Here is a 20,880-nt window from a genome sequence, read left to right on the forward strand (position 1 = left end):
ACGGGCGCTCGCCTCACTTGCCGAAGGCGAGGATCAGCTTCTCCTTCGCTTCGTCGTTGCCGCTCAGCCGGGTGCTCGCGAGGTAGAAGCGCCCGTCGACCCAGTCGTACGCCCGGGAGAAGAAGCTGTTCTCGACGCTTACGGTGCTCGCCGGGTTCTGCAGCAGCTTCGCCGGCTGGTGGCTGCCGCCGGTCACCGGGATCGACAGCACCTGGCCGCCCGCGTCGTACGACGGCTTGGCGTAGGCGATGAGCTTGCCGTCCTCGACCTTGATGGGCAGCATCGGCTCGTCCACGGGGGACTTCACGCGCCACTTCTCCTTGCCGTTGGAGAGGTCGATCGCGACGATCTCGTTGGCGCTGCTGGTCGACTCGGTGGGCAGGTAGAGCGTGTTCGCGTCGGCGGCCACACCGGAGCAGCCCCGCAGGTTGCGTTCGAGGATGGCCCAGCCGCACTCGACGCCGATCTTCAGGTCGACGCCGACCTCCGAGCGGAACTTGCCGCCGGAGCCGAGGGTGGAGATGTTCCAGGCCTTCTTGTCCTCGTTGGTGCTGTAGACGACCAACGGGTCGATGGAGAAGACGCGGGCGATCTGCCAGCCCTTGTCGTACTTCTGGGTCCACTTGGCCTTGCCGGTCGCCGGGTCGAGCTCCTGGATCTCGTCGTGCTCGTTGCTACCGGTGGCGTCGCAGGACGCCACGGCGATCAGCTTCTCGCCGCCCGCGAAAGCGTCCGGGAAGCACTTGTCGCCGTACCGCTTCTTCTCCCACAGCTTGCCGCCGCTGTTGACGTCGTACGCCGTGCCGGACTGGGCGCGGCCCACCATCAGGGTCTTGCCGGTGATGGACAGGTCGATCTTGATGGTGTTGTCGAACAACTCGCCGTTGGAGACGGTGTCCTTCCAGCCCTTGGCGCCGGTGGTGAGGTCGATCTGCTGGAGCTGGTTGCACTTGGCGCGGTCGCTGGTGCCGCTCTCGTACGCCACGACGATCTTGTTGTCGGCCGACTTCTGCGGGGTGACCGCGCAGATCTTCTGCGGGAGGCTGATCGGGGCCCACGTCTCTTCGCCGTCGGTGATGTTGTAGGCGAAGACCTGCTTGTACGCCGCCTTCACCGCGGCCTTGTCGGTGATCCACAGGCCGGGGGCGTCGGCGCCGGACTTGGGGGCGTCGGGCGCCTGCTTGTACCAGAGCACCTTCGCCTCGCCGGGCTGGCGGCCGCCGTTGAGGTTCTCCGGGTCGGCACCGCCGCCGCTGTCCTCGGACGCGCTCGGGGACTCGGAGCCCTTCGGGTCGTCACTGCCCTGCGCGACCGGCTTCTTGGGGTCGTCGTCGCCGCCACGGGTCACGGCGAGCACCGTGCCGCCGATGACGAGCAGCGCCGCGACGGCCGCGCCGATGACGAGGGCGGGCTTGCCCTTGAAGGGGTTGCCCGAGCCGGAGCCGGGCGCGCCCGGGTACTGCGGCTGGGGCGGGTAGCCGTAACCCTGGGCGGGCTGCTGGCCGTAGGGGCCGGGCTGCTGCGGCTGGCCGTACGGCCCCGGCTGCTGCTGCGGCTGGGCGTACGGGCCGGAGGGGTACGGCCCCTGCTGACCGTACGGGTTGGCCTGCCCCGGCTGCTGGGGCTGCGGCGGCTGCTGCGGGTAGCCGTAACCGGGCTGCGGGGCGGCCGGCGGCGGGCCCTGCGGGGGCGGCGGCGTCTGCGGCGGGCCCTGGGGCGGCGGGGGTGTCTGGGGGGCGCCCGGCGGTGGGGGCGGGGTCTGCGCAGCACCCGGCTGCGGGGGCTGCGGCGCTCCGAAGCCACCCTGCCGCGGGTCCTGCGGTGCCCCGAAACCGCCCTGCGGCGGCTGGTTGGGCGGCTGGCTCATGAGCGGTTCCCCCTTGTGACCGGTGCGGTGCCACGTCCTGTGCCGTCGCGTTTCCGCCACACCAGCGTTTCTCAGACTGTTCTCAGGCGGCCCTTTCTATCACCCGCCACCGACAGCACACCGGGCCGCATCCGCCCCTGTTCCCAAGGGAGGACCGGCCCGTGATGCCACTGTTATCCGCGTTCACAGCCCCTTCACGAGGGCGGTCCCCCAACGCCCCTGGGGGCGCGGGGCTGTTGTCCATATGCGGCTCCCGCCGCGTGGGCGCGACCAGCCACAACGGCGCCGCACCCGAACGACGACCCATCGCGGCACTCCCCACATGGCGGCACCCGGCGGAGCGCCTACGCCTCTTCGGCGAGTTCCAGCCAGCGCAGCTCCAGTTCGTCCCGCTGACCTGCCAAGTCGCGCAGTTCGGCGTCGAGTTCGGCGACCTTCGCGAAGTCGGTGGCGTTCTCGGCGATCCGCGCGTGCAGCGTGGTCTCCTTCTCGGAGATCTTGTCGAGCTGCCGCTCGATCTTCTGCAACTCCTTCTTCGCGGCCCGCAGATCGGCCGCGCTCCGCTCGGCCTTCTCGGCGGCCGGAGTGGCGGCCGCGACGGCGACCTGCGCCTCCATGCGGTGACGCCGCTCCAGGTACTCGTCGATGCCGCGCGGCAGCATGCGCAGGGTGGCGTCGCCGAGCAGGGCGAACACGCGGTCCGTGGTCCGCTCGACGAAGAACCGGTCGTGGGAGATGACGATCATCGAGCCCGGCCAGCCGTCGAGGAGGTCCTCGAGCTGGGTGAGGGTCTCGATGTCGAGGTCGTTGGTGGGCTCGTCGAGGAAGAGGACGTTGGGCTCGTCCATGAGCAGCCGCAGCAGTTGCAGCCTGCGCCGCTCACCGCCGGACAGGTCGCCCACCGGCGTCCACTGCTTCTCCTTGCTGAAGCCGAACGTCTCGCACAGCTGCCCGGCGGTCATCTCGCGCCCCTTGCCGAGGTCGACGCGCTCGCGCACCGCCTGGACGGCCTCCAGCACCCGCCAGTTCGGGTTGAGTTCGGCGACCTCCTGGGAGAGGTAGGCGAGCTTGACGGTCTTGCCGACGACGACCCGGCCACCCGCCGGCTGCGCCTCGCCCTCGGTGCGCGCGGCCTCCGCCATGGCGCGCAGCAACGACGTCTTCCCGGCGCCGTTGACGCCGACGAGACCGATGCGGTCGCCGGGCCCGAGCTGCCATGTCACATGCTTGAGCAGCATCTTGGGGCCGGCCTGGACGGTGACGTCCTCCAGGTCGAAGACCGTCTTCCCGAGGCGGGAGGAGGCGAACTTCATCAGCTCGCTGCTGTCCCGGGGCGGCGGTACGTCCTTGATGAGCTCGTTGGCCGCCTCGACCCTGAAGCGCGGCTTGGAGGTGCGCGCGGGCGCGCCGCGCCGCAGCCAGGCGAGCTCCTTGCGGACGAGGTTCTGCCGCTTGACCTCCTCCGTGGCCGCGATGCGCTCGCGCTCGGCACGCGCGAAGACATAGTCGGAGTAGCCGCCCTCGTACTCGTGGACCGTGCCGCGCTGTACGTCCCACATGCGGGTGCAGACCTGGTCGAGGAACCAGCGGTCGTGGGTGACGCACACGAGCGCCGAGCGCCGCTCGCGCAGGTGCTGGGCGAGCCAGGCGATGCCCTCGACGTCGAGGTGGTTGGTGGGCTCGTCGAGGACGATCAGGTCCTGTTCCTCGATGAGCAGCTTGGCGAGCGCGATGCGCCGCCGCTCACCGCCGGACAAGGGGCCGATGACGGTGTCGAGGCCCTGCGGGAACCCGGGCAGGTCGAGCCCGCCGAACAGCCCCGTGAGCACGTCCCTGATCTTGGCGTTCCCGGCCCACTCGTGGTCGGCCATGTCCCGGATGACCTCGTGCCGGACGGTGGCTTCGGGGTCGAGCGAGTCGTGCTGCGTGAGCACGCCGAGGCGCAGCCCGCCGGAGTGCGTGACCCGGCCGGTGTCGGCCTCCTCCAGCTTGGCCAGCATCCGGATCAGGGTCGTCTTGCCGTCGCCGTTGCGCCCCACGACGCCGATGCGATCGCCCTCGGAGACGCCGAGCGAGACACCGTCGAGCAGGGCACGGGTGCCGTACACCTTGCTGACGTTCTCGACATTGACCAGGTTGACGGCCATTGCTCTCCTGCCCGGGGGGCTGTGTCGACATGCGGCTCCGCCGCGGGGTCAGCCTCCCAGCCTAATGTGCGCCGGCCGGTGGCTGATCCCCGCACAGGTCAGCGGCGCATCATCGACGGGCGGCCGCCGCGCGGACCTCGGCGAGGAGGTCGTACATGACCTGGCCCGGGCACTCGGTGGCGAAGTAGTCGCGGTGACCGCCGACCGTGTTCGTGTCCTTCTTCGCGCCGTTGACGGGGTTGGTGTACGTCACCCGCGCCTGCGGGTCCAGGCCCTTGAACCGGGATATCACCTTGATCAGCCGGATCAGGGACGCCTTGGCCGCGTCCGTGGGGGGCTGCTCGTTGAGGGTGCCGAGCAGGGCGATGCCGAGGGCGCCCGAGTTGTAGCCCACGGAGTGGAAGCCGGTGACGAGGTCGCCGTCCGGGTTGAAGGCCGGGATGCCGTCGTCGCCGGAGTAGCGGCCCTCGTAGACGTTGCCGGCCTCGTCGATGAGGAAGTGGTAGCCGATGTCGCCCCAGTCGTTGGTGATCGCGTGCAGCTCGTAGATCGCGCGCACCGTCGCGGCCGGGTCGGGATCGTCGTTCGGCGTGGCGGTGTGGTGGACCGTGATGATCTGGAGCGGGTAGTACTTCTCGGGCGAGTTGACCTTGCCGTCCTTGTACCGCTTGGACTCGTCGGCGCCCCAGGCCGGCCGCGAGAGGTAGCGCACGCCGCGCACGCGCGTGGGCTCGCTCGGCACATGGAAGGTGCGGTCGGGTCCGTCGGTGGTGTCGATCGCCAGCGAGAGCACGCCGTCGATGTCGCTCGACGCCTTCACCTCGTACGCGGTGGTGTTCCGGGCGGCGACCAGGGCCGTGCCGCCGTCCTCAAGGTTCGCGCAGCCGCTCTTGAGGGTCTGCCAGTCGCCGTCCGCGAGCCGGATGGCGGCGCCCTCCTTCGCTCCCGACCAGCGCACCCCGACGTAGGAGGCGGCGAAGGCGGTGGTGGCCTCGCCGGTGCCGGTGGCGGCCTCGGAGCGGGTGGCGGGGAACTTCTCCGGCGTCGTACCGGAGTCCGTCGTACCGGAGTCGCCGGAGCCGGAGCCGGACGCGGAGCTGTCCGTGCCGCCGGAGTCGGTGGAGGCGAACACCATCGGCGTGAGCGCGGCTCCGGCGGCCACCGCGCCACCGGCGGCGATCATGCCACGCCGGGACAGGGAGCGCTTTCTACGGTGGGTCGGCTGGGTGGGGGTGGGGGATTCGGACACGGGGGTGTCCCCTTCCAGAAGTGCACTTGACGGCGCGCCGGCAGACCGGGGCACGGCGCTTGAAATGTCAAGGGACCCTAATCGCCCCACCCGTCCCACGGGTACTGCGATTGCAGTACATCCGTGTGGAGATCGAGCGAAGAATGCCTACTTGCGAGTACCGCTTACCGCCACTCGTGACCGGCGGGTCACGCGCGGGCGCCGTCCAAGACCGTGGCACCGGGCGCGGGCGCGGACGCCGTGCGCACCGCGCGACAAGTGCCGGACGCCCGCAGGGCATCGGCCACCTTCGCCGCCGACTCCGGGTCGCGGGCGAGGAAGGCCGTGGTCGGGCCCGAGCCGGAGACGAGCGCCGTGAGCGCCCCTGCGGCGCTGCCCGCGGCAAGGGTGTCGGCGAGCTGCGGGAAGAGGGAGAGGGCGGCGGGCTGGAGGTCGTTGGAGACGGCGGCGGCGAGTGCGTCGGGGTCGCCCTTGGCGAGGGCGTCGAGGAGCGGCTGGGAGGCGACGGGTTCGGGAATGTCCGTGCCCTCGCCGAGCCGGTCGAACTCACGGAAGACGGCGGGTGTGGACAGCCCGCGGTCGGCCATCGCGAAGACCCAGTGGAAGGCGCCGCCCACGTCGAGCGTCCGCAGTTTCTCGCCGCGCCCGGTGCCGAGGGCGGCCCCGCCGACCAGGCTGAACGGCACGTCGCTGCCCAACTCGGCGCAGATGTCGAGGAGTTCTGTGCGGGAGGCGTTCGTGCCCCACAGCGCGTCGCAGGCGAGGAGCGCGCCCGCGCCGTCCGCGCTGCCGCCCGCCATGCCGCCGGCGACGGGGATGTCCTTGGCGATGTGGAGGTGCACGTCGGGCGTACGGCCGTACCGCGCGGCGAGCGCCTCGGCCGCGCGGGCGGCGAGGTTCGTACGGTCCAGGGGGACCTGGTCGGCGTCGGGGCCCTCACAGGTGACGCGCAGGCCGTCGGGCGAGGGGGTCACGGTGACCTCGTCGTACAGGCTTACGGCGAGGAAGACATTGGCCAGGTCATGGAACCCGTCGGGACGGGCGGCGCCCACCGCGAGCTGGACGTTGACCTTGGCGGGGACCCGTACGGTGACGCTCGCGCTCACTTACTCGGACTCCTTGTGCTGGGCGCCGGCTTCCTTGTGCTCCGCGATGCGCGCGAACTCCTCGACGGTCAGCGCCTCTCCGCGTGCCTGCGGCGAGATCCCGGCGGCGACGAGCGCCGCCTCGGCAAACGCCGCGGAGCCCGCCCAGCCGGCGAGCGCGGCCCGCAGCGTCTTGCGGCGCTGGGCGAAGGCCGCGTCGACGACGGCGAAGACCTCGCGCTTCGAGGCGGTGGTCTTGATCGGTTCGGTGCGCCGGGTCAGGGAGACCAGGCCGCTGTCGACGTTCGGCGCGGGCCAGAAGACATTGCGGCCGATGGCACCGGCCCGCTTGACCTCGGCGTACCAGTTGGCCTTCACGGAGGGAACGCCGTACACCTTGGAGCCGGGCCCGGCGGCGAGGCGGTCGGCGACCTCCGACTGCACCATGACGAGCGTGCGTTCGATGCTCGGGAAGGTGTCGAGCATGTGGAGGAGGACCGGAACGGCCACGTTGTAGGGGAGGTTGGCGACCAGGGCGGTGGGCGGCGGGCCCGGCAGCTCGGTGACGTGCATCGCGTCGGAGTGCACCAGCGCGAAACGGTCGGCGCGCTCCGGCATACGGGCGGCGATGGTGGTGGGGAGCGCGGCGGCCAGTACGTCGTCGATCTCGACGGCGGTGACGCGGTCGGCGACCTCCAGCAGGGCGAGGGTGAGGGAGCCGAGCCCCGGGCCGACCTCGACGACCACGTCGTCGGGGCGGACCTCCGCGGTGCGGACGATACGGCGGACCGTGTTCGCGTCGATCACGAAGTTCTGGCCGCGCTGCTTGGTGGGGCGGACGCCGAGGGCCCCCGCCAGCTCACGGATGTCGGCGGGGCCCAGCAGGGCGTCGGGGGTGGGGCTGCTCACCCGACAAGGGTACGGGGGTGCGGGGCGGCGTCGGTGCAGCCTGCCCTGGCTGTGGGTTCCGGGCGCTGGGCTGGGCGGGGTGGGTCGCGCCGCCCGCCGCTACCGGGTGCCGCCTTTCTTCCGGTCGGGAGCCGCCCACGCCGGACGCCGCATCGCTGCCCCCGGCTCGCGTGCCTCACCTGTGCAGCCGCCCCCCGCAATGCGGCCAAGGACTCGCCCCCTGCCGCACATACAGCTTCTTCGCCCGCTGCGTCTGTTCCGCCGCCGGTGCGTCCTGCGGCCGCCCCTTGCCGCCGAGGCTTCGCCAGGTCTGGGTGTCGAACTGGTACAGGCCGCCGTACGTCCCCGAGGAGTCCACCGCGTCCGGCCGCCCCCCGGACTCGCACGCCGCGAGGCCCTGCCAGTTCAGCCGGTCCGCGCCGCGCACGGACGTCGGCAGCGGCTTCGTGCCGACCTTCACGATCTGGGTCCGGGGCTCGCGCACCACCTCGGACCTGACCCGGCGCGGCTTCTGCCGGACGCCGTTGACCGTGCGGAAGGAGAACGTCACGCGCCGCAGGCCGGGCACCCCGGCCCGCTCGACGATCTCCGTGCCCCGGAAGACCGAGGGGTCCTCGACGCGTTCCACGGCGAACGCGATCGCCTCGTCGCGGATCTCCTTGCGGCCGGTGATCCGCAGGACCGTGACCGTCTGCCCGTCGCGCGGGAACGTCTCGAGCGGGACGGACGTGGTGTCCTGGCCGCGCAGGATGATGCCGGCCTGCTCCACGACCTCGCGCACGGTCGCCGCGTTCGTGCGGATGGTGCGCGCCAGGCCGTCCGCCATGATCGTCACCGTGCGCTCGGTGCGTACGTCCAGCGCAAGCCCCTCGCGGCCGATGCGCCGGGAGCGCGAGGTCGACAGATACGCCCCCTCCGCGCGCACCCCCAACTGCCGGAGCGCCGCCTCCACCGTGTGCGCCGTCGTCCACACCTCGCGTCGCTGGCCGTCGATCGTGAGCCGCACGGGACGCCCGTAGTGCACCGCGACCTCGTCACCGCTGGACAGGGCGGCATCCCCCGCGGGCGCGACCACGTCGTGCGCCCCCACCTCCACACCCTCCTCGGCCAGCAGTTCGGTGACGTCGTCCGCGAAGGTGTGCAGGGTGCGCGGCTTGCCGTCGATGCTCAGCTCGACCGCCTTGTCCTTGGCGACGAAGGCGGTCGTCCCACCCGCGAGGAACGCGACGACCAGCGCCTGCGGCACCAGCCGGCGCATGGTCCCGTCCCCCCGTTCGGCGGCGCGCGCCCTGCGCCGGTGCGCGGCCCGCCGACCGCTCCTGGGGCGCACGACGGGTGTGCGCGCCGCCGCCTCGGACGCCTCCTCGTACGCCGGACGGTATGTGTCCTCGCGCGCCCCGTTCGCCTCGTATCCGCCGTGAGCCCCGTGAGCTCCGTGAGCTCCGTAGGTTCCCGAGGCTGCGGAGGACCCGTAGGGCTCGTATGTGCCGTACGTCTGGTGCGCCTGGTACGCGGGCGTGTATGTGTCCGTAGCGGCACGCGCCGCGTAAGCCCCGTATGCCGCGTGGGCCCCGTGCACCCCCAGCGCCCCCTGCGCTCCCTGCACCCCGTACGCCAGCGTCTGAGCGCTGTACGGGTCGAAGCCGCCGTACGCCGGGGGCTCGTGGGCCGGGCTCGGGCCATACGTCTCGAACTGCGCGTTGCTCACGACGACACGCTCCAGCGGAGGAGTCCGGATCGGAGCCCCAGAACCTAGCGGAGGGGTGGTGACTCTCCAAAGCGACTCGACTACCCAAAGTCACCGCCAGGCACGGCGAGTAGCCGCGCGAGCGTTATCCGGGAGTTATCGATCAGTAGCCGAAGGCATGTGCCGTGTTCGAGCCCAGGGCCGCCGCCAGCACGTCCTCATCGATCCCCCGTACGGCCGCCATGGCGCGCACCGTGACCGGAATGAGATACGGAGCGTTGGGCCGTCCGCGGTACGGCGCAGGCGTGAGGAAGGGCGCGTCGGTCTCCACGAGGAGCAGCTCCAACGGGGCCACCGCCACCGCGTCCCGCAGGTTCTGGGCGTTCTTGAAGGTGACGTTGCCGGCGAAGGACATGTAGTAGCCGGCGCGGGCGCACACCTGGGCCATCTCGGCGTCCCCCGAGTAGCAGTGGAACACCGTCCGCTCGGGGGCGCCCTCCTCCTTCAGCACCCGCAGCACATCCGCGTGGGCCTCACGGTCGTGGATGACCAGGGCCTTGCCGTGCCGCTTGGCGATCTCGATGTGGGCGCGGAAGGACGCCTCCTGCGCCTCCTTGCCCTCGGGCCCGGTGCGGAAGTAGTCGAGGCCGGTCTCGCCGACGCCCTTCACCTGAGGGAGTGCGGCGAGGCGGTCGATCTCCGCGAGCGCCTCGTCGAGCGCCCGCGCACCGCCGGGCTCGCGCGCCCCCTGCCGCGACCAGCCGTCGGGGTCCCCGTGCACGATGCGCGGAGCCTCGTTCGGGTGCAGGGCGACGGTCGCGTGCACGGCGTCGTACCGCGCCGCCGTCTCGGCCGCCCACTGCGAGCCGCGTACGTCGCAGCCGACCTGGACGACCGTCGTCACGCCCACCGACGCCGCCTTGGCCAGGCCCTCCTCCACCGTGCCGGACTGCATGTCGAGGTGGGTGTGGGAGTCGGCGACCGGAACCCGGAGCGGTTCCGGGAGGGGCGGGGCCGCGTGCTTGTCGGAGGCGTTCGAAGGCATGCCCCGATCCTACGAAAGGGGCATGCCCGGCCGGCCGACGCGGCTCAGCTCGCCTTGCGGTGGAAGACGTGCAGGAGATCGGACAGATGCCAGTGGTGGTCGGTCCCGCCCGCCGCCGGCTGGGACTCCTGCTCCCCCTGCCGCGGGACCGGGCGGGGGTGGTGCAGGGAGTTCTGCACGGAGGACACCTGCCCGGGCCGCATGATCCGTACGACGTGGTTGTCGCAGTTCTCGCACGTGGGCCGGCTCAGCGGCGACGGTACGACCTCGCCGTTCGCGACGTACATGACGAACTCGTGGCCGTCACCGTCGATGTGGTGCTCTATCTCGTACGACTGCTCCCAGCCGTGCCCGCATCGCATGCAGGCGAAGGAGTAGGACTCGTGGACGACGGCGGTCGCGGCGCTGCGAAGGCCCGTGGTCTGCTGTGCGATCTCGCTCATGCCAGCTCCTGTGGTCCGCTGGTGGAACGGGTTGCGTCCCTTCGTCCAGTGGACTCCTCCGCAGGAGCGAACGCACGTCATCTGCCCAGTATTGGGGGCGACTTGGGCGTTCCTTGCCGAAAGGCCCGGCTCCCTTTACCCCGGCATGGGGCGCGCGCCCATCCGAGATACGCCCTGCTCACACGGTGTTTCACGCCCCGGCGTTCTTAGCGGCCACGACCGCGTCGAAGACCTCTCTCTTGGGTACTCCGGCCTCCGCCGCCACCGCCGCGATGGCCTCCTTGCGCCGCTCCCCCGCCTCTTCACGCACGCGAACGCGCCGCACGAGTTCCGCGGCGTCGACCTCCTCGGCCCCCTTCTCGGGCGCCCCCTCGACCACGAGGGTGATCTCCCCGCGCACACCCTCCGCGGCCCAGGCCGCGAGCTCCGCCAGCCCGCCCCGCCTGACCTCCTCGTACGTCTTGGTCAGCTCCCGGCACACGGCGGCCCGCCGCTCGCCGCCGAACACCTCGGCCATCGCGGCGAGCGTGTCGTCGAGCCGGTGCGGCGCCTCGAAGTAGACCAGCGTGCGCCGCTCCTCGGCCACCTCCCGCAGCCGCGACAGCCGCTCCCCCGCCTTGCGCGGCAGGAACCCCTCGAAGCAGAACCGGTCGACCGGCAGCCCGGACAGCGCCAGCGCGGTGAGCACGGCGGACGGCCCGGGTACGGCGGTGACGCGGATGTCCTTCTCCACTGCTGCCGCGACCAGCCGGTACCCGGGGTCGGACACCGACGGCATCCCCGCGTCGGTCACCAGCAGCACGCGCGAGCCCTCCAGCAGGGCCTCCACCAGTTCGGGCGTACGGGCCGTCTCGTTGCCCTCGAAGTACGACACGATCCGCCCGGTCGGCTGCACGCCCAGCGCCTGGGTGAGCCGCCGCAGCCGCCGGGTGTCCTCGGCGGCGACCACGTCCGCGCCGGCCAGCTCCTCGGCGAGCCGGGGCGGGGCGTCCTTGATGTCGCCGATGGGGGTGCCTGCCAAAACAAGGGTTCCTGTCACGTTTCCATCCTCGCAGGGCGCATCCGCGGGACTCCCACAGACGGGTTCCCTACGATGGCGCGGTGACCAGTACCGCGTCCTCCATGGACACCCGGCAGGACCAGGCACCGCACGAGCAGCGGCCGTCGTGGCAGCAGCGGCTGCGCCGATTCGGCTACACGGCGACGCCGAGAAGCGACGTGCGGGACCGCCTGGTGCCGCCGTACGTCCGGCCCAGCCCGCGGATGTGGCAGTTCCTCGGCGTCCCGCGGGGGCTCGCCGAGCGGATGGTGCGCTGGTCGGGCTGGGGCGGTCCGCTGCTGGTCACGCTGCTGGCGGGGGTGCTGCGGTTCTGGAACCTCGGCAGCCCGAAGGACGTGATATTCGACGAGACGTACTACGCCAAGGACGCCTGGGCGATCGTCCACCGCGGCTACGAGGTCAGCTGGGACAAGAACGCCAACGACGTCATCCTGAAGATCGGCGACCACATCCCGATCCCGACGGACGCGGCGTACGTCGTGCATCCGCCGGTCGGCAAGTACGTCATCGGGCTCGGCGAGCTGATGTTCGGGTTCAACCCGTTCGGCTGGCGGTTCATGACGGCGCTGCTCGGCACGCTCGCCGTGCTGATGCTGTGCCGCATCGGCCGCCGTATCTTCCGCTCGACGTTCCTCGGCTGCCTCGCGGGCGCGCTGATGGCGGTGGACGGGCTGGCGTTCGTGATGGCGCGCACCTCGCTGCTCGACGGGGTGCTGATGTTCTTCGTGCTGGCGGCGTTCGGCTGCCTGGTCGTCGACCGGGACCGGGCGCGCGCGAAACTCGCCGCCGCGCTCACGGCCGGCCCCGACGGCCGGGTCCGCCCCGACACGCACACCGCCGAGAGCCTGCGCCTGGGGTGGCGCCCCTGGCGCTGGCTGGCCGGTCTGATGCTGGGCCTGGCCATCGGCACCAAGTGGAACGGCCTGTACTTCCTGGTCGCGTTCGGCCTGCTGACGGTGTTCTGGGACGTCGCCGCCCGCAGGGTCGCCGGCGCCCGCCACCCGTACACGGCCGTCGTCAAGCACGACCTGGGCCTCGCCTTCCTGGCGACCGTGCCGGTGGCGATCGTCACCTACATCGTGTCGTGGACCGGCTGGATCCTCTCCCCCACCGACGGCACCGGCGGCTACTACCGCGACTGGGCGACGGCGAACGGCCGCACCAGCAGCTGGTCGTGGCTGTTCCCCGACTGGTGGCTGAGCCTGTGGCACTACGAGCACCAGGTGTACGAGTTCCACGTCGGCCTGTCGTCCCCGCACACCTACCAGTCCAACCCGTGGAGCTGGATCGTCGACGGCCGCCCGGTGTCGTACTTCTACGAGTCCCCGCTGCCCGGCAAGGACGGCTGCCCCGTCGACGCGGGCGAGAAGTGCGCCCGCGAGGTCCTGGCGATCGGCACGCCGCTGCTGTGGTGGGTGGCCGCCTTCGCGGTGCTGTACATCCTGTGGCGCTGGTTCTTCCGCCGCGACTGGCGGGCCGGGGCGATCGCCTGCGGTGTGGCGGCCGGCTACCTCCCCTGGTTCCTCTACCAGGAACGCACCATCTTCTTCTTCTACGCCGTCGTCTTCCTGCCGTTCCTCTGTCTGGCCGTCGCGATGCTCCTCGGCGCGATCATCGGCCCACCGCGCTCCAGCGACACCCGCCGGGTGGCGGGTGCCACGGGGGCGGGGGTGCTGGTGCTGCTGATCGCCTGGAACTTCATCTATTTCTGGCCGATCCACACGGGCACGGCGATCCCGGTGGACCAGTGGCGGTCGCGGATGTGGCTGGACACCTGGGTCTGACCGCGCACCACACGTGGGTGACAGAGGTGCGTAACAGGGAGAGTCCGTGATCGTTCATTCAGGCATGAACGTAACTAAACGGACACTTGCTGTCGTCGCCCTCGCGGCCGCGGCCCTGTCGACCTCCGCCGTGGCCCACGCCGACACCCTCGACCCGAAGCCGCAGAAGTCGGTCTCGTACCTGGTGTACCCGTACCAGGGCACCTACCCGCCGGGGCTCCTGCCCTTCGCGGCCGCCGTGCCCACGGCCGCCCTCCTCGGCGTCAATCCCTTCAGCGTCGTGTGAGGATCGCCTCCCGCTGAGCGCTGTGGCCGGCCGGTCGGGCCGACCGCAGCGCTCAGTCGTATCCGAGCGGCACCGCTGAAATGGCCAACAACGGAAAACCCCGCCACGGGCTTCCCTCCCGCCACTTACAGTGCGGGAGACCGAAACGGGGAGGGGACCATGTCCAAGGGGGTCAAAGCCGCTGTCATAGGCGGGGTGTTCGCCGTGATGGTGGGCGGCGCCGGGTACGGCGCGTACAACGTCATGTCGGCGTTGAACGGCGGCGGGGCGACGGGGGCGGCGTCGCCGAAGAGCGGGCCGCCGAGCGCCGAAGAGGTCGAGGAGACGACCGCGAAGTTCTTCGCGGCCTGGGAGAAGGGGCAGGCGGCGCAGGCTGCCGCGCTGACGAACAACGACGCGGTCGCCGAGCCGGTGCTGACGTCCTACGGCGAGAAGGCGCACATCACCGGCGTGAAGATCACGCCCGGCGAGGCGAAGGGCGCCACCGTCCCCTTCACGGTGCGCGCGAAGGTGTCCTACGAGGGCAAGTCCGAGGCGCTCTCCTACAAGAGCGAACTCACGGTCGTGCGCGGGCGCACCACCGGGAAGGCCCTCGTCGACTGGGAACCGGCCGTGATCCACCCGCAGTTGAAGAAGGGCGACACCCTCGTCACCGGCGAGGCCGCGAGCCCGCCCATCGAGGCCGTGGACCGCGACGGCACCGTACTGACGAAGGAGAAGTACCCCTCCCTCGGCCCGATCCTGGACGCGCTGCGCGAGCGGTACGGCGACAAGGCCGGCGGCTCGCCCGGTATCGAGCTGGCGATCCAGCACGCCGACGAGTCACCGGACACCTCGCTGCTGACCCTCGCCAAGGGCAGGGCGGGCCGACTGGAGACGACGCTCAGCGCGAGGGTGCAGGCGGCCGCCGAGAAGGCCGTGAAGAGTCACGCCCAGTCCTCGGTGGTGGCCCTCAGGACGGGCACCGGCGAGGTGCTGGCGGTGGCCAACCATCGCGACGACGCCTGGAACGCGGCCTTCGAGGGGCGCGTGGCACCCGGCTCCACGATGAAGATCGTCAGCGCGGCGATGCTCATCGACAACGGCGTGACCTCGATGAACGGCCCCGCCCCCTGCCCGCCCAACGCCACCTGGAAGAGCCAGACCTTCACCAACCTCAAGGGCCTGGAGCCCAACGAGACCGCGAGCGCCACGCTCGCCGACGGCTTCCTGCGCTCCTGCAACACGGCCTTCATCAAGCTCGTCGACGAAGAGCCGCTCACCGACGCCTCGCTGACGACCGAGGCCGAAGAGCGGTTCGGGCTCGGCCGCGACTGGAAGACCGGCATCACCTCCTTCGACGGCAGCGTCCCGGCCTCCCCCGGCCCGGACCGCGCGGCCAACGCCATCGGCCAGGGCGACGTCCAGATGAACCCGCTGACCATGGCGTCGGTGACGGCCACCGCGATCACCGGCACGTTCCGGCAGCCGTATCTGGTCTCGCCCGGGCTCGACGACCGGCAACTGGCCACCGCCGAGGGACTGCGGGCGAGTACCGCCGCCCAGCTGAAGCAGATGATGCGGCTGGCCGCGACCGCACCCCAGGGCACCGCCGTGCGGGCCATGTCCGGGCTCCGCGGCGACATCGGCGCCAAGACGGGGTCCGCCGAGGTGGACGGAAACGCCACCTCCGACAGCTGGTTCACCGGTTTCCGCGACGACGTGGCGGCCGCCGCCATGTCCCAGCAGGGCGGCCACGGCAGCGACGCGGCCGGGCCGATTGTCGCAGAAGTGCTACGAGCGTCCCGGTGAAGTTAACCCCCACAGGACGGGACTCTAGGGTGGTCGTCGTCGTTGGTATGCGTGAGGTCGGCGGGGCGGCGGGGGCCCCTGGGATACGCGAGGGAAACGGAAAGCAGTGGGTAACAGAAGGCGCGTCGCCGAGCGACGGAAGACCAGACCCGCCGTGCTCGGCGGGATGATCGCCGTCGTCGTCGGCGGCGCCGGATTCGGCGTCTACGCCCTGTACAGCGGCGGAGCCGTGGCCGACAGCCGTACGGAGACGGCGGCCTCCGCCGCCGACCAGAAGCCGAAGGTCAAGACCGGCCCGCTGTCGGCCAAGGAGGTCACGACCGCGGCCGAGACGTTCCTCACCGCCTGGCAGCAGGGCAAGGTGCCCCAGGCCGCCGCCGCCACCGACGACAGCGCGGCCGCCCAGGCCCTGCTGACCGGCTACACCAAGGACGCCCACATCAAGGACGTCACCCTCACCGCCGGCCCCCGCACCGGCGGCAAGGTCCCCTTCTCCGTGAAGGGCACGGTGTCGTACCAGGGCACCAGCAAGCCGCTCACCTACGACAGCTCGCTGACCGTCGTCCGGCGCGCCGAGGACGGCAAGCCGCTGGTCGACTGGCACTCCGCGGTCGTCCACCCCGACCTGAAGGACGGCGACACCCTCGTCACCGGCGAGTCCGGCACCCCGCCGGTCAAGGCACTCGACCGGGACGGCAACGAGCTGACGGAGAAGAAGTACCCGTCGCTGGGCTCGGTCCTGGACGGGCTGCGCGAGAAGTACGGCGACAAGGCCGGCGGCAAGGCGGGCATCGAGCTCCAGGTGATCCGGGGCACGCAGTCCAAGAAGGCCGAGCTGTCCGACAAGACGCTGGTGGAGCTGAGCAAGGGCACGCCCGGCACGGTGAGGACGACGCTGAGCCCGGCGCTGCAGGCCGCGGCGGAGCAGCAGGTGGCCACCAGGCCGAAGGCGTCGGTGGTCGTGCTGCGCCCGTCGACCGGCGAGATCCTGGCGGTCGCGAACTCCTCGCACGGCTTCAACACGGCGTTCCAGGGCTCCCTCGCCCCCGGTTCGACGATGAAGGTCATCACCTCCTCGCTGCTGATGGAGAAGGGGCTCGCGTCGCCGGACAAGCTGCACCCCTGCCCGAAGTACTTCACGTACGGCGGCTGGAAGTTCCAGAACGACGACAAGTTCGAGATCAAGGGCGGCACGTTCAAGGCGAGCTTCGCCCGTTCCTGCAACACGGCCTTCATCAGCCAGGCCGGCAAGCTGGACAACGACAGCCTGACCAAGCAGGCCCAGCAGGTCTTCGGCCTCTCCCTCAACAACTGGTCCGTCGGCGTCCCGACCTTCGACGGCTCCGTCCCGGTCCAGTCGCAGGCCCAGATGGCGGCCGAGCTCATCGGCCAGGGCGGGGTGCGGATGAACCCGCTGAACATGGCGTCGGTCTCGGCGACCGTCAGGACGGGCACCTTCAAGCAGCCCTACCTGGTGGCTCCGACGGTCGACAACCGCACCCTCGCCACCGCCTCCCGCACCCTGTCGGCGGACACGCTCGCCCAGCTGCGCGAGCTGATGTCGTACACGGCGGCCTACGGCACCGCGGCCGAGGCGATGTCCGGGGTCACCGGCGATGTCGGCGCGAAGACCGGCTCGGCGGAGGTCGACGGCCAGAAGAAGCCGAACGGCTGGTTCACCGCCTACCGCAACGACCTCGCTGCGGCCGGCGTGGTCCAGTCGGGCGGCCACGGCGGGGAGACGGCGGGTCCGATCGTGGCGGCCCTGCTGAAGATGGGCGGCTGAGCAGCGGAGCCTGTGCCACAGGCTCTCAGCGGCTCACGGGTGCGGCGGCGGCCAGATAGGTCCGCCGCAGGAACCTCATCAACGCCTTCGACTCGAACTGCACCACGGACACACCGTCCGCCGAGTGGAACTCCACCACCGCCTGCACCCGCCCGCACGGCCACACCCGTATCTCGCCGCTCTCGGCCGGCGCCCGCAGCCCCTGCTCCAGCAGGGACCGCGAGAACGTCCACTCATGGGCCTCACGCCCGGGCAACCGCACCCGCACCGAGCGCGGGTCGGTATCGGGGTCGTAGCGCAGGACCACCGGGACGGCGTCCTGCTCCTCCGCCAGGATGTCCGCGTCCGTGACGATGTGGGCTCGCGCGTACTGCTCGACTACAGACATCGGACGGCCCCTTACGCTGCGTGACCTATGCGAAAGCTGTGCTTCCGCTCCCCCTCCAATGTCGCATATCTTCCCGAATGCGCCCGCGGGAGCAGGCATATGTCAGCTGTGCACTACACAAGTCCCTCGCTCTTGCAACTCATTCGCAGTAAGCCACTATCATCGAACGGTGCACGTACCTGACGGATTCATCGACGCGCCCACCTCACTCGCGGCCGGAGCGGTCGCCGCTGCCGCCGTCGCCGTGAGCCTGCGCGGGGCACGCCGCGAGCTCGACGAGCGGACCGCGCCGCTGGCCGGTCTGGTGGCCGCGTTCATCTTCGCGGTGCAGATGCTGAACTTCCCCGTCGCGGCGGGCACCAGCGGCCATCTGCTGGGCGGCGCGCTCGCGGCGATCCTCGTCGGCCCGTACACGGGCGTGCTGTGCGTCTCCGTCGTCCTGCTCATGCAGGGCATCCTCTTCGCGGACGGCGGCCTGACCGCGCTCGGCGTGAACATCACCGACATGGCCGTCGTCACGACGGTCGTCTCGTACGCCGTCTTCCGCGGCCTGGTCAAGGTGCTGCCGCGGAGGCGGCGCTCGGTCACGGTCGCCTCCTTCGTCGCCGCACTGGTCTCGGTGCCGGCCGCGGCGGTCGCCTTCACCCTGATCTACGCCGTCGGCGGCACCACCGACGTCTCGATCGGCAAGGTGGCCACGGCGATGGTCGGCGTGCACGTGCTGATCGGCATCGGGGAGGCCGCGATCACGGGGCTGACCGTGGGCGCGGTCGTCGCCGTACGCCCGGATCTCGTGTACGGCGCCCGCGACCTGCGCCAGCGCCTGAAGCTGCGGGTGAACGGCGAGCTGATCGACGCGCCCGCCCCTGCGGCGGCGCCCGTGGCGGCACGCACCTCGCGCCGCGCGCTGTGGATCTCCGGCCTCGTGACGTCCCTCGTCCTGGCCGGGTTCGTCAGCTTCTACGCCTCCTCCAGCCCCGACGGTCTGGAGAAGGTCGCCGCCGACCAGGGCATCGACAAGAGGACCGAGAAGCACGCCAGCGCGGACTCCCCGCTCGCCGACTACGGCGTCAGGGACATCGCCGACGCCCGCCTCTCCGGAGGTCTCGCGGGCGTGATCGGCGTGGGCGCGACCGCCGTGGCGGGCACCGGCGTCTTCTGGGCGGTGCGCAGGCGCCGTACGGGCGACGTGTCGCCCACGGCCGTGGAGAACGTCTGACGTCATGGGCGCCGGACACGCACACAAGCTCTATCGCCACGGCCACTCGCCCGTGCACGCTCTGCCGCCGCACACCAAGCTCGCCGCGACGTTCGCGTTCGTGCTGGTCGTGGTGTCGACACCGCGGGAGGCGATGTGGGCGTTCGGCCTGTACGCCGTCCTGCTCGCGCTCGTCGCGTACGTCGCGCGCGTGAGCGCCGGCTTCCTGCTCAAACGGCTGCTGATCGAGGTGCCGTTCGTCGCGTTCGCCGTGCTGATGCCGTTCGTGGCGGAGGGCGAGCGGGTCGAGGTGCTGGGGATGTCGCTGAGCGCCGGCGGACTGTGGGGCGCCTGGAACGTGCTGGCCAAGGGCACCTTGGGCGTCGCCGCCTCCGTCCTCCTCGCCGCCACGACCGAGCTGCGCGAACTCCTGCTCGGCCTGCAGCGGTTGAAGCTCCCGCCCCTGCTCGTGCAGATCGCGTCCTTCATGATCCGCTACGGCGATGTCATCACGGACGAGATGCGGCGGATGCGCATCGCCCGCGAGTCGCGCGGCTTCGAGGCGAAGGGCGTGCGGCACTGGGGCGTCCTCGCGAAGTCGGCGGGCGCGCTGTTCATCCGCTCCTACGAGCGCGGCGAGCGCGTGCATCTGGCCATGGTCAGCCGCGGGTACGCCGGTTCGATGCCGGTGATCGACGAGGTGACCGCGTCCCGGGCGCAGTGGTCGTACGCCCTCGCGCTCCCCTTCGCCGCCCTCGTCGTCTGCGTGTTGGGATGGACCCTGTGAGCGACCTTGTGAGCGATCCTGTGAGCACCGCTTCCCTGGAGGTCTCCGGCCTCGCCTTCGCCTACCCCGACGGCCACCAGGCCCTGTTCGGCGTGGACTTCCGCGTCGCGCGCGGCGAGCGGGTCGCGCTGCTCGGGCCGAACGGCGCCGGGAAGACGACGCTCGTGCTGCACCTCAACGGCATCCTGAGCGGCGGGGTGGGCAGCGTGCGGGTGGCCGGGCTGCCCGTGGACAAGAAGAACATGGCCGAGATCCGGCGCCGGGTCGGCATCGTCTTCCAGGATCCGGACGACCAGCTCTTCATGCCGACCGTGCGCGAGGACGTGGCGTTCGGGCCGGCGGCGGCCGGGATCAAGGGGCCCGAGCTGGAGGAGCGGGTCGACCGCGCCCTGCGGCAGGTCGGCATGCAGGACTTCAAGGACCGCCCGCCGCACCACCTCTCCTTCGGCCAGCGGCGCCGGGTAGCGGTGGCGACGGTGCTCGCGATGGAACCGGAGATCCTGGTCCTGGACGAGCCGTCGTCCAACCTCGACCCGGCCTCCCGGCGCGAACTGGCCGACATCCTGCGCTCGTTGGACGTCACCGTCCTGATGGTCACGCACGACCTGCCGTACGCCCTGGAGCTGTGCCCGCGCTCGCTGATCCTGAGCGACGGCGTGATCGCGGCGGACGGGAAGACCGGCGAACTCCTCGCGGACGACGAGTTGATGCGCGCCCACCGCCTGGAGCTGCCCTTCGGCTTCGATCCGCGCTCCGTGATGGGGGTGCCCCCGCGCGAGCCGGGCGAAGCCGGTTCGAGCGTGGGGGTGGGCGCGTGACGAACGAGAAGCCCGCCGACGACGGCGCCTCCCTGCTGCTCGACGAGCAGCTGTGCTTCGCGCTGTACGCCGCCCAGCGTGCCGTGACGGCCGCCTACCGTCCGCTTCTCGACGACCTCGGGCTCACCTATCCGCAGTACCTCGTCCTGCTGGTCCTCTGGGAACGCGGCGAGACGACGGTGAAGGAGCTGGCCGCGGCCCTGCGGCTCGACTACGGCACCGTCTCCCCGCTGCTGAAGCGGCTGGAGGCGGCCGGGCTGGTGCGCCGTGAACGGTCGGCGCGCGACGAGCGGTCCGTGCTCGTGGCCGTCACCGGGCGCGGGAAAGAGCTGCGGGAGCGGGCGAAGTGCGTACCCGGCGCACTGCTCACCGCGACGGGGCTCGACGAACCGGGGATCGCGCGGTTGCGCGCGGAGCTGTGGGAGCTCGCGCAAAGAGCGCACACGGCTGCGGACCGCCCCCGCTGATCTCGGGTTACCCCCGGTTGCCACCCCCTGGTAACGGAAGTCCCCCTACCAGCCAGTACCTTGTGCACGATGTACTTGTGCGC

18 protein-coding genes are annotated in these 20,880 nt (G+C 71.3%); 8 read left to right on the forward strand and 10 right to left on the reverse strand.

Going from position 1 to position 20,880, the window contains the following annotated elements; genetic code table 11:
• Positions 1-13 precede the first annotated feature (13 nt).
• The 9 genes from ACIBU0_RS19230 to rsmI form a co-directional block, all read right to left on the reverse strand.
• Entirely contained in the window at positions 14-1,867 is a 1,854-nt protein-coding gene (locus tag ACIBU0_RS19230; RefSeq protein WP_398819422.1) for a PQQ-binding-like beta-propeller repeat protein, read from the reverse strand.
• Positions 1,868-2,211: 344 nt separating this feature from the next.
• Positions 2,212-4,014, reverse strand: coding sequence for an ABC-F family ATP-binding cassette domain-containing protein (locus ACIBU0_RS19235; protein WP_398819425.1), 1,803 nt, complete (start codon positions 4,012-4,014; stop codon positions 2,212-2,214).
• 109 nt (positions 4,015-4,123) lie between these two features.
• On the reverse strand, positions 4,124-5,263 hold the full coding sequence (locus ACIBU0_RS19240; protein WP_398819428.1) for a peptidoglycan recognition family protein: 1,140 nt from the start codon (positions 5,261-5,263) through the stop codon (positions 4,124-4,126).
• Between the two features lie 188 nt (positions 5,264-5,451).
• Complete coding sequence (locus ACIBU0_RS19245) at positions 5,452-6,369, reverse strand: 4-(cytidine 5'-diphospho)-2-C-methyl-D-erythritol kinase (RefSeq protein WP_398819431.1); 918 nt, start codon at positions 6,367-6,369, stop codon at positions 5,452-5,454.
• On the reverse strand, positions 6,370-7,257 hold the full coding sequence (rsmA, locus tag ACIBU0_RS19250; RefSeq protein WP_398819434.1) for a 16S rRNA (adenine(1518)-N(6)/adenine(1519)-N(6))-dimethyltransferase RsmA: 888 nt from the start codon (positions 7,255-7,257) through the stop codon (positions 6,370-6,372).
• Between the two features lie 175 nt (positions 7,258-7,432).
• The gene (locus tag ACIBU0_RS19255; RefSeq protein WP_398819437.1) at positions 7,433-8,965 is read right to left on the reverse strand and encodes a ubiquitin-like domain-containing protein; all 1,533 of its coding nucleotides are present in this window, start codon (positions 8,963-8,965) and stop codon (positions 7,433-7,435) included.
• A gap of 142 nt (positions 8,966-9,107) precedes the next feature.
• The gene (locus ACIBU0_RS19260; RefSeq protein ID WP_398819440.1) at positions 9,108-9,989 is read right to left on the reverse strand and encodes a TatD family hydrolase; all 882 of its coding nucleotides are present in this window, start codon (positions 9,987-9,989) and stop codon (positions 9,108-9,110) included.
• 44 nt (positions 9,990-10,033) lie between these two features.
• On the reverse strand, positions 10,034-10,432 hold the full coding sequence (locus tag ACIBU0_RS19265; RefSeq protein WP_398819443.1) for a hypothetical protein: 399 nt from the start codon (positions 10,430-10,432) through the stop codon (positions 10,034-10,036).
• 190 nt (positions 10,433-10,622) lie between these two features.
• On the reverse strand, positions 10,623-11,471 hold the full coding sequence (gene rsmI, locus ACIBU0_RS19270) for a 16S rRNA (cytidine(1402)-2'-O)-methyltransferase (RefSeq protein WP_398819446.1): 849 nt from the start codon (positions 11,469-11,471) through the stop codon (positions 10,623-10,625).
• 62 nt (positions 11,472-11,533) lie between these two features.
• Between rsmI and ACIBU0_RS19275 the strand changes: the two genes are divergently transcribed.
• From ACIBU0_RS19275 to ACIBU0_RS19290, 4 genes are all read left to right on the forward strand, one after another.
• Positions 11,534-13,276, forward strand: a complete 1,743-nt coding sequence (locus ACIBU0_RS19275) for a dolichyl-phosphate-mannose--protein mannosyltransferase (RefSeq protein WP_398819449.1) — start codon at positions 11,534-11,536, stop codon at positions 13,274-13,276.
• A gap of 64 nt (positions 13,277-13,340) precedes the next feature.
• Positions 13,341-13,562 carry a hypothetical protein gene (locus ACIBU0_RS19280; RefSeq protein WP_398819452.1) on the forward strand — a complete coding sequence of 74 codons (222 nt, stop codon included), beginning with the start codon at positions 13,341-13,343 and terminating at the stop codon, positions 13,560-13,562.
• 159 nt (positions 13,563-13,721) lie between these two features.
• On the forward strand, positions 13,722-15,353 hold the full coding sequence (locus ACIBU0_RS19285) for a penicillin-binding transpeptidase domain-containing protein (RefSeq protein WP_398819454.1): 1,632 nt from the start codon (positions 13,722-13,724) through the stop codon (positions 15,351-15,353).
• A 106-nt stretch (positions 15,354-15,459) separates the two neighbouring features.
• Positions 15,460-17,139 carry a penicillin-binding transpeptidase domain-containing protein gene (locus ACIBU0_RS19290; RefSeq protein WP_398819457.1) on the forward strand — a complete coding sequence of 560 codons (1,680 nt, stop codon included), beginning with the start codon at positions 15,460-15,462 and terminating at the stop codon, positions 17,137-17,139.
• A gap of 25 nt (positions 17,140-17,164) precedes the next feature.
• On the opposite strand, the gene ACIBU0_RS19295 is transcribed toward ACIBU0_RS19290, so the two are convergent.
• Complete coding sequence (locus ACIBU0_RS19295) at positions 17,165-17,527, reverse strand: SsgA family sporulation/cell division regulator (protein WP_398819461.1); 363 nt, start codon at positions 17,525-17,527, stop codon at positions 17,165-17,167.
• Positions 17,528-17,696: 169 nt separating this feature from the next.
• Between ACIBU0_RS19295 and ACIBU0_RS19300 the strand changes: the two genes are divergently transcribed.
• Genes ACIBU0_RS19300 through ACIBU0_RS19315 form a run of 4 tightly spaced genes read left to right on the forward strand, consistent with a single transcriptional unit; the run spans position 17,697 to position 20,797 of the window.
• Positions 17,697-18,746, forward strand: coding sequence for an energy-coupling factor ABC transporter permease (locus ACIBU0_RS19300; protein ID WP_398819464.1), 1,050 nt, complete (start codon positions 17,697-17,699; stop codon positions 18,744-18,746).
• A gap of 4 nt (positions 18,747-18,750) precedes the next feature.
• On the forward strand, positions 18,751-19,512 hold the full coding sequence (cbiQ, locus tag ACIBU0_RS19305; protein WP_398819466.1) for a cobalt ECF transporter T component CbiQ: 762 nt from the start codon (positions 18,751-18,753) through the stop codon (positions 19,510-19,512).
• Entirely contained in the window at positions 19,500-20,330 is an 831-nt protein-coding gene (locus ACIBU0_RS19310) for an energy-coupling factor ABC transporter ATP-binding protein (RefSeq protein WP_398819469.1), read from the forward strand. Before cbiQ ends, ACIBU0_RS19310 begins: the two co-directional genes overlap by 13 nt.
• Positions 20,327-20,797, forward strand: coding sequence for a MarR family winged helix-turn-helix transcriptional regulator (locus tag ACIBU0_RS19315; RefSeq protein ID WP_398819472.1), 471 nt, complete (start codon positions 20,327-20,329; stop codon positions 20,795-20,797). Before ACIBU0_RS19310 ends, ACIBU0_RS19315 begins: the two co-directional genes overlap by 4 nt.
• Positions 20,798-20,880: the final 83 nt, after the last annotated feature.

Origin of the sequence: Streptomyces sp. NPDC049627, assembly GCF_044465645.1 — a bacterium.
Lineage (GTDB): Bacteria > Actinomycetota > Actinomycetes > Streptomycetales > Streptomycetaceae > Streptomyces.

What these genes read in the sequence shown, in the direction of transcription:
- ACIBU0_RS19230 (WP_398819422.1), bottom strand. Translation starts at nt 1,867, where the DNA reads ATGAGCCAGCCGCCCAACCAGCCGCCGCAGGGCGGTTTCGGGGCACCG.
- ACIBU0_RS19235 (WP_398819425.1), bottom strand. Translation starts at nt 4,014, where the DNA reads ATGGCCGTCAACCTGGTCAATGTCGAGAACGTCAGCAAGGTGTACGGC.
- ACIBU0_RS19260 (WP_398819440.1), bottom strand. Translation starts at nt 9,989, where the DNA reads ATGCCTTCGAACGCCTCCGACAAGCACGCGGCCCCGCCCCTCCCGGAA.
- ACIBU0_RS19265 (WP_398819443.1), bottom strand. Translation starts at nt 10,432, where the DNA reads ATGAGCGAGATCGCACAGCAGACCACGGGCCTTCGCAGCGCCGCGACC.
- ACIBU0_RS19280 (WP_398819452.1), top strand. Translation starts at nt 13,341, where the DNA reads ATGAACGTAACTAAACGGACACTTGCTGTCGTCGCCCTCGCGGCCGCG.
- ACIBU0_RS19285 (WP_398819454.1), top strand. Translation starts at nt 13,722, where the DNA reads ATGTCCAAGGGGGTCAAAGCCGCTGTCATAGGCGGGGTGTTCGCCGTG.
- ACIBU0_RS19295 (WP_398819461.1), bottom strand. Translation starts at nt 17,527, where the DNA reads ATGTCTGTAGTCGAGCAGTACGCGCGAGCCCACATCGTCACGGACGCG.
- cbiQ (WP_398819466.1), top strand. Translation starts at nt 18,751, where the DNA reads ATGGGCGCCGGACACGCACACAAGCTCTATCGCCACGGCCACTCGCCC.
- ACIBU0_RS19310 (WP_398819469.1), top strand. Translation starts at nt 19,500, where the DNA reads ATGGACCCTGTGAGCGACCTTGTGAGCGATCCTGTGAGCACCGCTTCC.